This is a genomic window from Streptomyces glaucus, assembly GCF_039533365.1.
GTDB classification, from domain to species: domain Bacteria; phylum Actinomycetota; class Actinomycetes; order Streptomycetales; family Streptomycetaceae; genus Streptomyces; species Streptomyces glaucus.
Genome location: NZ_BAAATK010000003.1, coordinates 77,613 through 91,091, shown reverse-complemented (window position 1 = coordinate 91,091; position 13,479 = coordinate 77,613). Strand labels below are relative to the sequence as shown.

The 13,479-nt window shown below is 76.4% G+C and carries 9 protein-coding genes and 1 pseudogene; 3 read left to right on the top strand and 7 right to left on the bottom strand.

Annotated elements, in window-relative coordinates; translation table 11 throughout:
* Window positions 1–32: 32 nt before the first annotated feature.
* Window positions 33–1,364, bottom strand: coding sequence for an MFS transporter (locus ABD363_RS03270; RefSeq protein ID WP_344599809.1), 1,332 nt, complete (start codon window positions 1,362–1,364; stop codon window positions 33–35).
* Between the two features lie 160 nt (window positions 1,365–1,524).
* On the opposite strand from ABD363_RS03270, the pseudogene ABD363_RS03265 reads away from it, so the two are divergent.
* Window positions 1,525–3,570, top strand: a pseudogene (locus ABD363_RS03265) (phosphocholine-specific phospholipase C); the annotation flags it as partial.
* A gap of 33 nt (window positions 3,571–3,603) precedes the next feature.
* Here the strand turns inward: ABD363_RS03265 and ABD363_RS03260 are convergent.
* Together ABD363_RS03260 and ABD363_RS03255 are read right to left on the bottom strand one after the other, a co-directional pair.
* Complete coding sequence (locus ABD363_RS03260) at window positions 3,604–4,539, bottom strand: DMT family protein (protein ID WP_344599955.1); 936 nt, start codon at window positions 4,537–4,539, stop codon at window positions 3,604–3,606.
* Window positions 4,536–5,333 (bottom strand): phosphatase PAP2 family protein, encoded by a 798-nt coding sequence (locus ABD363_RS03255; protein ID WP_344599808.1) that lies wholly within the window; start codon window positions 5,331–5,333, stop codon window positions 4,536–4,538. Before ABD363_RS03255 ends, ABD363_RS03260 begins: the two co-directional genes overlap by 4 nt.
* Before the next feature lie 223 nt (window positions 5,334–5,556).
* Between ABD363_RS03255 and ABD363_RS03250 the strand changes: the two genes are divergently transcribed.
* Window positions 5,557–6,198 (top strand): TetR/AcrR family transcriptional regulator, encoded by a 642-nt coding sequence (locus ABD363_RS03250; RefSeq protein WP_344599807.1) that lies wholly within the window; start codon window positions 5,557–5,559, stop codon window positions 6,196–6,198.
* Between the two features lie 141 nt (window positions 6,199–6,339).
* On the opposite strand, the gene ABD363_RS03245 is transcribed toward ABD363_RS03250, so the two are convergent.
* The gene (locus tag ABD363_RS03245) at window positions 6,340–7,272 is read right to left on the bottom strand and encodes a DUF2510 domain-containing protein (protein WP_344599806.1); all 933 of its coding nucleotides are present in this window, start codon (window positions 7,270–7,272) and stop codon (window positions 6,340–6,342) included.
* A gap of 355 nt (window positions 7,273–7,627) precedes the next feature.
* Between ABD363_RS03245 and ABD363_RS03240 the strand changes: the two genes are divergently transcribed.
* Complete coding sequence (locus ABD363_RS03240; protein ID WP_344599805.1) at window positions 7,628–10,324, top strand: ATP-binding protein; 2,697 nt, start codon at window positions 7,628–7,630, stop codon at window positions 10,322–10,324.
* A 91-nt stretch (window positions 10,325–10,415) separates the two neighbouring features.
* Here the strand turns inward: ABD363_RS03240 and pcaDC are convergent, their stop codons facing one another.
* The 3 genes from pcaDC to pcaG are packed head-to-tail and all read right to left on the bottom strand — an operon-like array spanning window position 10,416 to window position 13,476.
* Window positions 10,416–11,543, bottom strand: a complete 1,128-nt coding sequence (gene pcaDC / locus ABD363_RS03235) for a bifunctional 3-oxoadipate enol-lactonase/4-carboxymuconolactone decarboxylase PcaDC (RefSeq protein ID WP_344599804.1) — start codon at window positions 11,541–11,543, stop codon at window positions 10,416–10,418.
* A complete protein-coding gene (pcaB, locus tag ABD363_RS03230) occupies window positions 11,540–12,874 on the bottom strand; it encodes a 3-carboxy-cis,cis-muconate cycloisomerase (protein WP_344599803.1) in 1,335 nt (444 codons plus the stop codon). The genes pcaDC and pcaB overlap by 4 nt, the downstream gene beginning before the upstream one ends.
* A complete protein-coding gene (gene pcaG / locus ABD363_RS03225; protein ID WP_344599802.1) occupies window positions 12,871–13,476 on the bottom strand; it encodes a protocatechuate 3,4-dioxygenase subunit alpha in 606 nt (201 codons plus the stop codon). The genes pcaB and pcaG overlap by 4 nt, the downstream gene beginning before the upstream one ends.
* Window positions 13,477–13,479: the final 3 nt, after the last annotated feature.

Below are 13,479 nucleotides of genomic sequence, written 5' to 3'. Positions count from 1 at the left end.
CCGTCACCCGGCCGGAGGCGGGCGGGAGCCCGTCAGCGCCGCAGCTCCCGGTGCGCGGTCTCCGGCAGCCGCAGGTACACCAGTGAGGACAGCAGGCACACGGCGGCGACGTACCAGGGGAAGAGCCCGGGGTGGCCGAGCTCCTTGACCAGCGTGCCGACGTAGGGGGCCGTGCCGCCGAAGAGCGCCACCGTCAGCGAGTAGGGGAAACCGATGCCGGCCGCCCGTACCCGGGGCGGGAAGATCTCGGCGTTCACGGCCGCGCTGATCGAGGTGAACCCGGTCAGCAGCACCATCCCCGCGCAGCTCACCAGCAGCAGCACGGCGAAGGAGTCGCGCAGGGCGTGCAGCAGCGGCACGCACAGCAGCGCGAAGCCCAGCCCGAAGAAGAGCAGCAGCGGGCGGCGGCCGACGGGGACGCCCCCGCGCGGGCCCGTCCGGGCGCGGGGGAGGTCGGAGAGCAGCCCGCCGAGCGGCTGGAGCAGCCCGAAGAAGGCCAGCGAGATCGTGCCGGCGAGCAGCGCCTCGGACTTCTCGACGCCCGCGTTGAGTTCGGCGTACGTCGGCAGGTACGACGTCCAGGTGTAGTAGGCGAGGGTGCCGCCCGCGGTGATGCCGCAGATCAGCAGGGACTCGCGCGGGTGGCGGCGCAGCGCCTCCAGCAGGCCGGGGCGCGGCGCCCGCCGCTGCTCGGCGCTGCGGGTCTCCTCCGCGCCCCGCCGGATCCACAGGCCGGCCAGGCTCAGTACGGCCCCCAGGACGAACGGGACGCGCCAGCCCCAGCCGTTCATCGACTCCTCGGGGAGCGTGGCGACGAGCAGGGTGGTGAGCCCGGAGGCGGCGAGCTGCCCGGCGGTCGTCGACACGTACTGGAAACTGGAGAACAGCCCGCGCCGGCCGGGCCCGGCCGACTCCACCAGGAAAGTCGTCGACGCCGCGAACTCCCCGCCCACGGACAGCCCCTGCAGCAGCCGCGCGACCACCAGGACCACGGGGGCCAGCACGCCCGCCGCCGCGTACGTCGGCGTCAGGCCCACCAGCAGGCTGCTGCCGCCCATCAGCAGGATGGTGACCGTCAGCGCGGTCCGCCGCCCGTGCCGGTCCGCGACCGCGCCCATCAGCAGCCCGCCCACGGGCCGCATGAAGAAGCCCACCGCGAACACCGCGAACGTCGACAGCAGCGGCACCAGGGAGTCGTCCGCGTCCTCGGGGAAGATCCGGGCGGCGATGTAGGTGGCCAGGAACGTGTAGGCGTACCAGTCGTACCACTCCACCGCGTTGCCCACCGAGGCGGCGAGGAGCTGGCGTACGGGCCGGTGCGTGGGTCGGGCCGAGGTGTCCATACGTGTCATGATCGCGACCATCCCCGGGCGGCGGGCCCGGCACACCTCACATACCGACGACCTTCACACGGCCGTCATCCGGCCCTTCCTCGACGTTCGCCGCTGCTGGAAAACTCGCTCCGCGCGCCATCCGCCGCGTTCCGGCCAGTTCTCCGCCGTCAGGACGAGAGGTCCCTCACCCATGCCCGAAGCCAACCGGCGCCGCTTCCTGCAACTCGCGGGCGCCACCGCGGCGTTCACCGCCCTGTCCGCCAGCATCGAGCGCGCCGCCGCGCTCCCGGCCCACCACCGCACGGGGTCGATCGAGGACGTCGAGCACATCGTCGTCCTGATGCAGGAGAACCGTTCCTTCGACCACTACTTCGGCACGCTGAGGGGCGTCCGCGGCTTCGGCGACCCGCGCCCGGTGACTCTGGACAGCGGCAAGCCGGTGTGGCACCAGGAGCAGGACGGCACGGAGGTGCTGCCCTTCCACCCGGACGCCGACGACCTCGGCATGCAGTTCCTGGAGGGCCTGCCGCACGGCTGGACCGACGGCCAGGAGGCCTACCACGGCGGCAGGTACGACCGGTGGCTGCCCGCCAAGGGCACCACGACCATGGCGTACCTGACCCGCGAGGACATCCCCTTCCACTACGCCCTCGCCGACGCTTTCACCGTCTGCGACGCCTACCACTGCTCGTTCATCGGCTCCACCGACCCCAACCGCTACTACATGTGGTCGGGCCACACCGGCAACGACGGCACCGGCGGCGGCCCGGTCCTCGGCAACGACGAACTCGGCTACGCCTGGACGACCTACCCGGAGCGCCTGGAGCAGGCCGGGATCTCCTGGAAGATCTACCAGGACGTCGGCGACGGCCTGGACGCGGCCGGCTCCTGGGGCTGGATCCCGGACGCCTACCGCGGCAACTACGGCGACAACTCGCTGCTCTACTTCGACCGGTACCGCACCGCCCGGCCCGGCGAGCCCTGGTACGACAAGGCCCGCACCGGCACCGACGTGAAGAACGGCGACGGATACTTCGACCGGCTGCGCGCCGACGTCAAGGCGGGCAGGCTGCCGCAGATCTCCTGGATCGCCGCGCCGGAGGCCTTCTCCGAGCACTCCAACTGGCCGTCGAACTACGGCGCCTGGTACATCGCGCAGGTCCTGGACGCGCTCACCGCCGACCCGGCGGTGTGGGCGAGGACGGCCCTGTTCATCACCTACGACGAGAACGACGGCTTCTTCGACCACGTGGTGCCGCCGCTGCCGCCGGCGTCCGACGCGCGGGGCAGGTCCACGGTCGACGTCTCCCTCGACCTCTACCCGGGCGACGCCAAGCGCCCGGCCGGCCCGTACGGCCTCGGCCCGCGGGTGCCGATGCTGGTCGTCTCGCCGTGGAGCAAGGGCGGGTACGTCTGCTCCGAGACCTTCGACCACACCTCGATCCTGCGGTTCATGGAGCGCCGCTTCGGGGTGCGCGAGCCGAACATCTCGCCGTGGCGCCGGACCGTCTGCGGCGATCTGACCTCCGCGTTCGACTTCTCCCGCAAGGACAGCCGGCCGGCCGCGCTGCCGGACACCGACGGCTACGAGCCGCAGGACCGCGAACGCCACCCCGACTACCGCCCGACGCCGCCGGCGGACCCGCGGATGCCCCGCCAGGAGCGCGGCCTGCGACGTACCCGGCCGCTGAAGTACGCGCCCCGCGTGGACGCCGCGGTGGACCCGTCGGCCGGGAGGGTCACGCTGACCTTCGCCTCGGGCGCCGAGGCCGGCGCCGCCTTCCACGTCACCTCCGGCAACCGCGCCGACGGCCCCTGGACGTACACCACCGGGGCCGGCCGGACCGTCGCGGACACCTGGGACCCGGCGTCCCCGGACGGCGCCTACGACCTCACCGTGCACGGCCCGAACGGCTTCGTGCGCGTCTTCAAGGGCACGGGCCGGTCCGCCGGACCGGAGGTCACCGCCCGGCACACCGGCGACGCCGTGGAACTCGTCCTCACCCACCGGGGCCGCGGCGCGGTCCGGCTGAGGCTCGGCGACGGCTACGGCGGCCGGACCACCACCGTCACGGTGCGCCCCGGCGCCACGGTGCGGCGCACGGTCCGGCTCGCCGTCGGCCACCGCTGGTACGACCTGACCGTCACCTCCGAGTCCGACCCGGCGTTCCTGCGGCGCTTCGCGGGACACGTCGAGAACGGGCGGCCGGGGGTGCTGGACCGGGCGATCCGCACCGCGTACGCGCCGCCCCGCGCCGTGCGGCGGCCTTCAGCGAGCAGCGGTCGTCAGGGGTCCCGGTTCCGCCGGCCGGGGCCCCGGGGCCGGGCCGGGCGCGGCCGCGGACCGCGGGGCCGGAGCCGCGGCCGGCGGACGGCCGCCGGGGGGTCCGGGTTCCGCCCGGCTCAGCAGCGCCACGCCCCACGAGGCCACGGCCGCGCCCGCCAGCGCGAGCAGCACCCCGGCGGGGCCGCCCCGGAGGCGCTCGCCCAGCAGGGACAGCCCGATCACCGCGGCGGCCACCGGATTGGCCAGGGTCACCACGGCGAGCGGGGCGCCGAGGCCGCCCCGGTAGGCGGTCTGCGACAGCAGCAGTCCGCCCGTCGCGAAGGCCGCGACGAGCAGCGCCATTCCGACGACCTGGACACCGAGCACCGGACCGGACCGGTCGGTGGCGGCCACCGTGACGGTCTGGGTGAGCGCCGAGGCCGCTCCGGAGGCGAACCCGGACGCGGTCGCGTGCCGCAGCCCGGGGCGGACGCCCGGCCGCGCCAGCAGGCCGATCAGCGTCGCCGTCGCGCCCGCGACGGCCAGCGCCTCCGGGCCGCTCAGCACGTCGTCGGGCGCCGGCCCGGACGCCGTGACCAGCAGCGCGGCCAGCCCGAGCAGGGTCAGCGCGGTGCCCCGCCACTCGACCGCGCCCACCCTGCGTCCCGCGAGCCGCGCCCCCATCGGCACCGCCGCGACCAGGGTGAGCGCGCCGAGCGGCTGGACCACGGTGAGCGGTCCGTACCTCAGGGCCACCACGTGCAGCAGCGCGGCGAAGGCGTTGAGCGCGACCGACCACCACCACGCCCCGCCGGCCGGCGGCCGCGCCGGGCCCGCGCCGGAGCGGCGGGCGGCCAGCCGTTCCTGGACCACGGCGGCGGCCGCGTAGGCGACGGCGGAGACCAGGGACAGGGCGACGGCGGCCAGGACGGCGCTCACCGTCCCGCTCCCACGAGCGCCCCGCTCCCGGCCGCGGCGATCCCTTCCCGGCCGCGCCCGGCGGCCGTCGCCGTGCGGTGCGGCGCCGGGAGCAGCGCGAGCGCCGGGGTGAGCAGCGCCGCCGCCACGAGCGCGTCGAGCCAGTAGTGGTTCGCCGTCCCCACGATCACCAGCAGGGTCAGCAGCGGGTGCAGCAGCCACAGCCACCGCCACCGCGACCGGACGGCGACGACCAGTCCGACCGCCAGCATCAGCGCCCAGCCGAAGTGCAGCGACGGCATCGCCGCGAACTGGTTCGACAGCTGGTCGTCCGCCGGGGGCCCGTACACCGACGGCCCGTACACCCGCGCGGTGTCCACCAGGCCGGTCACCGCGAGCATCCGCGGCGGGGCGAGCGGAAAGGCGAGGTGCAGCACCAGCGCGGCGGCGGTCAGCGCGGCCAGCGCCCGGCGGGCCCAGACGTAGTGCGCCGGACGCCGCAGCCAGAGCCAGAGCAGGAAGGCGGCGGTGGCGGGGAAGTGGACGGCGGCGTAGTAGGTGTTCGCCAGGTGCACCAGGGTGTCGCCGTGCAGCAGCAGGGACTGCGCCGCGCCCTCGCCGGGCAGCCGGACCGCTCGTTCCAGGTCCCACACGCGGTGCGCGTTGCGGAAGGCCTCGCCGGTGCGGCCCGTCGCCAGTTGCCGGCCGGCCTTGTAGACGAGGAAGAGCCCTGCGACGAGCAGGAGCTCACGGACGAGCGGTGGCCGCGCTGCCGCGTCCGCCTCCGCTTCTGCAGGCTCGGTGCGGGCGTTCATCCCCCGGCCCCTTCGCTGACGGTGGTGCGTCTGTCATCGATACGATCAAGTATCGATACGTCAGTGTACCGATACGATGGAGTATCGATACGGCGGAGTACCGGTACACTGGCGTATCGAGGGACCCGGACGGCCCGGAGGCCCGGCCCGTCCGGGCCGCACCGGAGTGCGGGCCCCCGGCGTCCGTCGAGGGCCCGCCGGAGACGAGCGAGGAGCAGACCCGATGACGTCGCAGGCCGCGCAGGGACCGGAGACGGTCGCCGCCTCGCGCCGTTCCAAGCTCACGCCCGAGCGTGAGCAGGAGTTCTTCGACGCCGTTCTCGACCGGATCCGCGCCTGCGGGTACGACGCCGTCACCATGGAGGGCATCGCCGCCAGCACGCGCTGCAGCAAGTCCACGCTCTACCGGCAGTGGAAGACCAAGCCCCAGTTCGTCGCGGCGGCCCTGCGCTCCCACCGCCGGGTGCGGTTCGCCGGCATCGACACCGGCTCGCTCGCCGAGGACCTGCGGCAGGCGGCCCGTGCCGCGGGCGAGTGGTCGGCCCAGGACACCGTGCTGCTCCAGGCGCTCGGCCATGCCGTGACGCAGGATCCGGAGCTGCGCCGGGCGCTGCGGGAGGCGCTGGTCGACCCGGAGATCGCCGCGCTGAAGGAGATCCTCCGCCGCGGGGTCGAGCGGGGGGAGGTGGCCGCCGGCCACCCGGCGCTGGAGTACGTTCCCGCGCAGATGTTCGGTGTGCTGCGGATCCGGCCCGTCCTGGAGGGCGAGCACGCGGACCCGGAGTACCTGGTCCGGTTCGTGGAGGCCGCCGTGCTGCCGGCGCTCGGCCTCACCCGAGGACCCAGGCCGCCGTCCACGGGATGACCGGACGGTGACCTGCCCGCGCCGCACCGTGGGGACGGGGGCGGCGCGCACCCCCGGCCGGGTGGGGTCCCTCTCGAGCGGAGGGGGACCCCACCCGGCCGGACCGCCTCCCCCGCGCCGGGGAGGGCCCGGTGCCGGGGGTCAGACGTCCTGCCCGCTGCCGCCGCCCGTCGACACCTCGATGCCCTCGGTGATGTCGTCGATGACGGACTGCTCCTCCCCGGCGTCCACGCCGAAGCGGACCACGACGATCTGCCGCGGGTCGGCGGGGGAGGGGAAGGCCAGCGACTGCACGTACCCGTCGGCCCCCTTGCTCGTGACCGCCTTCCAGCGGACCAGGTAGCCCTTCTGCCCGGCCACGGTCACCGCCTTGGAGGCCAGCACGTCGTGCGAGGTGATCCCGCCGTAGCTCCTGCCGCCGTAGGACTCCTCCGCGTTCGCCGCGATGTCCGCCTTCGCGACCTCCTCGGCGGTGCTGCCCTCGGTGCCGAGGGCCGGCGCGGGCGCCGAGTAAGCGCCGCCCTTGGTGCAGGTGGCGGAGGCGTCGCCGGGGCACTCGTAGGAGTCCTCGGACGTCACCTGCGCGCCGACGGTGATCTCCTGGCCGTACCACCCGTCCGGGATGGGCAGGCTGATCCCGCTGACCGCGTCGGTCACCGACCCGCTGTCGATCCTCGGCGGCTCGGACCGCTCCGGCGAGGGCGACGCGCCGCCCGACCCGCCGCCGGAGTCCCCGAAGGGCCCGCCCGGGGTCTCCTGCCGGGCGCCCACGCCGCCGCCCGGGCCGTCACCGTCGATCAGCGCGTACCCGCCGATCCCGATGCTCGCGAGGACCGCGACGGCCGCGGCGACGGCTATGCCGGTCCGCAGCCGGCGCCGCCCGGCCGGCGGCCGGGCGGGATACGGCGGGGCGCCCGGAAAGGGCGGCTGCGTCGGGGGACCCCACGCGGCGGCCGATCCCGCGGGGCGGACCTGGTCCGTCCAGGTCTTGCCGTCCCACCAGCGCTCGGTGGGCGGACCGTCACTTGTCTGCCCGGGGTCGGGGTACCACCCGGGGGGAGTCACCTGCGTCATGACCCCACCGTATGAGGTCTCGGTGAAAGCCGGATGAGAGGCCCGGACCGGATCCGGCCGGACCCGCGCCCCGCTCCCGGCGGCCGTGCGCCGCGGCCGGAACCCGGCGGCCGCGCGCCGCGGCCGCTTCCGGCGGACCGCCGTTCCCGCCACCGGCAAAACCCTTTCTTGGCAAGGTTTTTGACGACCCGTGAGCAACGGGCCGAACGCGGCCCCGCCCCGCGCGCCGGCCCCCTTTACCCGGTGTCGTCCGTCACGGCAACTGCTGCCCCGACCGGGCTCCGCTCCGCCGGCCGGAGGGCTACGCTCGGGATCCGTACGTCGTTCGAGCGACTCGACCCGGGGAGGTAACGGGATGACGGAGGTACGGCCCAGGGCCGCCGCCTCGGCTTCCCTGTGGGAGCGCGACCAGGAGATCGCCGTCCTCACACAGGCGGTCGACACCCTGTGCGCGGACCGCTCGTCCCCCGGCGGCCTGCTGGTCCTGCGCGGCGAGGCCGGCCTCGGCAAGACCGCGCTGCTGGCCGAGGCCCGCCGCATCGCCGAACGGCGCGGCTGCGCGGTGTGGTCGGCCCGCGGCGGCCAGACCCTGCGGTCGGTCCCCTTCCACGTGGTGCGGCAACTGCTGCAGCCCGCGCTGGTGTCGCTGCTGCCGGAGGAGGCGCGCGAGTACCTCGGCGACTGGTACGGCATCGCGGGCCCCGCCCTCGGCATCGCGGACCCCGGTGAACGGCACGCCGACCCGCAGGGCGTGTGCGACGGCCTGGTCGCCGCCGTGCGCCGGCTCGCCCGGCGGGAGTGGCCGCTGGTGCTGCTGATCGACGACGCCCACTGGGCCGACCAGGAGTCCCTGCGCTGGCTCGCCGCGTTCGCCGAGCGCCTCGGCGACCTGTCCGTGCTGGTCGTCGTCGCCCGCCGGCCCGGCGAGGCCACCGGCGCCGCCGCCCGCCACCTGGACGCGATCGCCGCCGCCGCGCACCGCCCCGTCACCACGCTCGGCGCCCTCACCCCGGACGCCACGGCCGGGCTCACCCGCGCCACCCTGGGCACGGACGCCGACGCCCCGTTCTGCCGCGAGGTGTGGGCCGTCACCGGCGGCAACCCCTACGACACCGTCGAACTGCTCGCCAAGGTGCGGGACAGCGGACTGGAACCGGTCGGGTCCCGGGCCGGCGAACTGCGCGCCCTGAACCGCGCCGCCCGCGGCGGCGGCCTCGTCGCCCGCCTGGAACAGCTCGGCGTCGACGCCACCCGGTTCGCCTGGGGCGCCGCCGTCCTCGGCACCGGCATCCGCGTGGACCTGGTGGCCCGGCTGACCGTGATGAGCCACGAGGACGCCGCCCGCTGCGCCGAGCTGCTGCGCGCCGACCGCATCCTCACCGAGCCCGATCCGGCCGCCGGGCAGGTGGCCGACGGCGACCTGGAGTTCGTCCACCCGCTGATCGCCACCGCCGTCTACGAGTCCATCCCGGACGCCCTGCGCCGGGCCATGCACGGCATCGCCGCCCAGCTCCTCACCGACTCCGGCCGCGGCGTCGTCGCCGCCGCCCGGCACCTGATGGAGGTCCACCCGGACGACGACGCCGAACTCGTCGAGCAGCTGCGCGAGGCCGCCCGCGAACACCTCGCCGTCGGCGCCCCGGAAGCCGCCCGCCGCTGCCTGGAACGCGCCCTGCAGGAACCGCCCGGGCCCGACGTCCACGCCCGCGTGCTGTACGAACTCGGCTGCGCCACCCTGCTCACCGCGCCCGCCCGGACCATCGGCCACCTGCGCGCCGCGCTCACCCTGCCCGGCCTCGACGCGGACACGCGCGTGGAGGCCGTCTGGCGCCTGTCCCAGGCCTACCTGCACAACGACCAGCCGGAGGAGGCCGTCCGCACCGTCGCGGCGGAGGCCGCCCGGCACGGACCGGGACCGGCCCGGATGCGGCTGCAGGCGGTGCGCTGCATGTGGGAGGGCCTCCACGCCGGCGAGGACACCTCGCCGGGGCGCTCCGCGCGCCTCGCCGAACTCGCCGCCTCCTGCACCGGCCGGGACAACTCCGAGCGCGCCCTGCTCATCCTGCGCGCCTTCGACGCCATGACCCACGGCGAGAACGCCGAGACGGTCGTCGAACTGTGCGACCGCGCCCTCGTCGACGGCCGCCTCGCCCCCGGCCTCGGCTGGACCGACCCGGAGTGGGGCGTCGAGCTGCTGATGATGCTGGGCAGTGCGTACGCCTGCGCCGACCGGCTCGACCGCGCCGAGAGCCTGTTCGCGGAGGCCCTGCGCGCCTACACCGCCGCCGGCTGGAGCGGCGGCCACCTCGCCCTCGCCCACGCCTTCCTCGGCCTCGCCTACCGCAGGCAGGGCCGCCTCAGGGACGCGGAGCGCGTCCTGCGCGAGGCGCTGCGGCTGGCCGAGCGGGTCGGCCGCGGCCTGCCCCTGTACTGGTCGGCGACCTGCGGCCTGATCGACACGCTGCTCGCCCGCGGCCACGTCGGGGAGGCCTGGAGGGTCGCCGGGCAGTACGGCTTCGCACCGCCGTACCCGTCCACCATCGTCCTGCCGGACACCCGGTCGGTGCGCGGGCGACTGCTGCTGGCCGTCGGCCGCACCGAGGAGGGCGTCGACGAACTGGAGTCCGCCGGGAAGGCGGCGGCGGCCCGCGGCGGCCACAATCCGGTGCTCGCCCCCTGGGCCCTCGACCTCGCCCGGGCCCTCGCCGCTCAGGACCCCGGCCGTGCCGCCCGGCTCGCCGCGGACGCCCGCCGCCACGCCGAGCGCTTCGGCACGGACACCGCCGTGGGGGAGGCCCTGCGCTGCGCCGCCGCCCTGGAGACCGGCCCGCGCGCGGTCCGGCTCGCCGCCCGGGCGGCGGCCCGTCTGGAGGCCTCGCCCTGCCGGTACGAGCACGCCGCGGCCCGCGTCGAGTACGGCATCGCCGCGCGCTCGGTGCCCGAACTCGAACGGGGCCTGGCGCTGGCGCGTTCGTGCGGCGCGGACGGGCTGGCGGCACGGGCGCGCAAGGCCCTGGAGGCCGAGGGCGCGCTGTCCCGCGTCGGGGTGTGAGGGCCTCGGGCCCGCCCCGGCCGGCCCGCCCCCTCCCGCCGGGCGTCGCGCCCCGCGGCCGCGGGCGGCCTCGTGCGCCCGCGCCGGACGCTCAGCCCGCGCCGCCGTCCTCCTCCGCCAGCACCCGCTGCGCCGTGGCGAACGCCGAGTTCGCCGCCGGGACCCCGCAGTACACGGCGGTCTGCAGCAGCACCGCGCCGATCTCCTCCGGCGTGAGCCCGTTGCGCCGGGCCGCCCGTACGTGCATGGCCAGCTCCTCGTAGTGGCCGTGCGCCACCAGCGCGGTGAGGGTGATCATGCTGCGCTCGCGGCGGCTGAGCGTCGGGTCGGTCCAGATCTCGCCCCAGGCGTAGCGGGAGATGAAGTCCTGGAAGCGGGCGGTGAAGGGCGTCTGCCGGGCCTGCGCCCGGTCCACGTGCGCGTCGCCCAGCACCTGGCGCCGCACCTCCATGCCGCGTGCGGCGTCCCCGTCGAAGTGGGCGCGCAGCGCCGTCAGCACGGCCTCGGGGCGCTCGGCGGGCGCCAGGTGCGAGGCGCCGGGGATCTCCACCAGCGCGGCGCCCGGCACGGCGTCCGCGATCTCCCGCAGATGCGCCGGCGGGGTCGCCGGGTCCTCCCGGCCGGCGATCAGCAGCGTCGGCACGGAGATCCGGGCCAGTTCCTCCCGCAGGTCGTAGGCGGCCAGCGCGTCGCAGCAGGCGGCGTACGCCTCCGGGTCGGCGTCCCGGTGGTCGCGGACCAGCCCGGGCACGGTGAAGCCGGGCGTGAACCAGCGCGCGTCCGCGCTGTCCGCGAGCCCGGCCAGTCCTTCGCGGCGGACCAGCGCGGCCCGTTCCCGCCACGGCCCCGCCCCGTTGAAGTGCGCCGACGAGCAGATCACGGCCAGCGACGACAGCCGCTCGGGGTGGTGCACCGCCAGGTGCAGTCCCACCGCGCCGCCCAGCGACACGCCCGCGTACGCGAACCGCTCGACGCCGAGCGCGTCGGCGAGCTCCAGCACCAGCCCGGCCAGGTCGCCGACGGTGGCGCCGGGGCCGATCAGATCGGCCGGGGAGCCGCCGTGCCCGGGCAGGTCCCAGCGGACCACCCGGTGGCGGGCCGACAGCTCGGGCGCCACCTCGTCCCACAGGGCGCAGGAGGTGCCCAGCGAGGGCCCGAGCAGCAGCGGGGGAGCCGAGGCGGGGCCCTCGGCGCGGTGGTTGAGGAGTCTCTCGGTCAACGTCGCTCCAGTGCACGGTCGGTGAGCGCGGGTGCGGCGCCCGTGTAGCGGGCGGGGTCGGTGAGCCCGCCCAGGTCGACGCCCTCCAGCCCGGGCTCCTCGGCGAGGAGGTCGCCCAGGGCGCGGCCCTCGGCGTGGGCGCGCCGGGCCGCTTCGGTGAGCAGGGCCTTGGCGCGGGCCCGGCCGAGCACGGGCGCCAGCTCGGCGGACAGCCGCTCGGACACGATCAGCCCGTGGGTCAGGCCGAGGTTCTCGCGCATCGCCTCCGGGCGCACCCGCAGCCCCTCGGCCAGCTCGGCGGCGTCCCGCGCGGCGCCGCCGGTCAGCCGCAGCAGCTCCCGCAGCGGCTCCCACTCGGCGTGCCAGGCCCCGGCGGGCCGCTCGTCCTCGGCCGCCAGCGCGCCGTACAGCGTCGCCGCGAGCTGCGGCGCGCGCCGGGCCGCCGCCGCGATCAGCGTGGAGCGCACCGGGTTGGCCTTGTGCGGCATGGCCGACGAGCCGCCCCCGCTGCCCTCCGCCACCTCCCGGACCTCGGTCCGGGACAGGGCGAGCACGTCCACGGCGAGCTTGCCGAGCGCCCCGGCGGTGAAGGCCAGGCACCCGGCGAGGTCCGCGACCGGCGTCCGCAGCGTGTGCCACGGCAGCGGCGGCGCCGCCAGGCCCAGTTCGCGGGCGTAGGCCGCCGGCAGCGCGAGCGGGTCGTCCGCGCCGTACGCGGCGAAGGCGGCCAGGGTCCCGGCCGCGCCCCCGAGCTGGGCGGGCAGCGCCTCCCGCACGGCGGTGACCCGGTCGCGCGCGTCGAGCACCAGCGACCGCCACCCGGCCGCCTTCAGCCCGAACGTGGTCGGCACGGCGTGCTGGGTGAGCGTCCGCCCCGGCAGGGCGGTGTCGCGGTGGCCGGCGGCCAGCCGGGCCAGCGCCCGCTCGGTGCGGGCGAGGTCGGCCAGGACCAGCTCCAGGGTGCGCGCGGCGACCAGCATCGCCGCCGTGTCCAGGATGTCCTGGCTGGTGGCGCCCCGGTGCACGTACGGGCCGTACTCCTCGCCGACCGCCGCCGTCAGGTCGGCGACCAGGGGGATGACCGGGTTGCCGCCGGCGCGGGCGCGCTCGGCGAGGGACCGCACGTCGAACCCGTCCTCCCGGGCCGCCTCGGTCACCGCCGCCGCGGCCGGGGCCGGGACGAGGCCGAGTGCGGCCTGGGCGCGGGTCAGCGCGGCCTCCGCGTCCAGCAGCGCCCGCAGGTAGGCGGTGTCGCTCGTCGCCGCGGCGGCCGGCGAGCCGGCCCACCCGGGGGCGAGCAGGCCGGCGTCGTCGGAGCCGGCCGCCGTCACCGGAACTCCAGGAAGACCGTCTCGCCCTCGCCCTGGAGGCGGATGTCGAAACGGTAGGTGCGGTTGCCCTCGTCCGCGGCGATCAGCGTGGAGCGCCGCTCGGGCGCCAGTCGCGCCAGCAGCGGGTCCGCGGCGAGCGCGGCCTCGTCGCCCGGCAGGTAGATCCGGGTGAACAGGTGCACGAGCAGCCCGCGCGCGAACACGCACACGCTGATGTACGGGGCGCTGCGCCCGCGCGCGCCGGGCCGCAGCGTGCGCGCGTACCAGTGGCCGTCGGCGTCGGTCTGGATGCGGCCCCAGCCGGTGAACTCCACGCCGTTGCGGCCCAGGTAGCCGCCGGTCGCCGGGTCGCGCCGGAGCGAGCCGTCCACCTGCGGCAGGTCGCCCTCGGGGTCCGGGCCCCACAGCTCCACGAACGCGTCCGGCAGCGGCTTGCCCTCGCCGTCGGTGATGTACCCGCGCACCGTGATCGTGTCCGGGTGGCCGAGCGGCGCGATCTCCTCGCCGCCGCGGAACGGCAGCGCGTACCCGTAGAAGGGGCCGACGGTGTGCGAGGGCGTGGGCAGCACGTTCTCCGGCCTGCTGGTGTCGATCTTCGTCATGGC

What these genes read in the sequence shown, in the direction of transcription:
- ABD363_RS03270 (WP_344599809.1), bottom strand. Translation starts at nt 1,364, where the DNA reads ATGGTCGCGATCATGACACGTATGGACACCTCGGCCCGACCCACGCAC.
- ABD363_RS03255 (WP_344599808.1), bottom strand. Translation starts at nt 5,333, where the DNA reads ATGAACGCCCGCACCGAGCCTGCAGAAGCGGAGGCGGACGCGGCAGCG.
- ABD363_RS03250 (WP_344599807.1), top strand. Translation starts at nt 5,557, where the DNA reads ATGACGTCGCAGGCCGCGCAGGGACCGGAGACGGTCGCCGCCTCGCGC.
- ABD363_RS03245 (WP_344599806.1), bottom strand. Translation starts at nt 7,272, where the DNA reads ATGACGCAGGTGACTCCCCCCGGGTGGTACCCCGACCCCGGGCAGACA.
- ABD363_RS03240 (WP_344599805.1), top strand. Translation starts at nt 7,628, where the DNA reads ATGACGGAGGTACGGCCCAGGGCCGCCGCCTCGGCTTCCCTGTGGGAG.
- pcaG (WP_344599802.1), bottom strand. Translation starts at nt 13,476, where the DNA reads ATGACGAAGATCGACACCAGCAGGCCGGAGAACGTGCTGCCCACGCCC.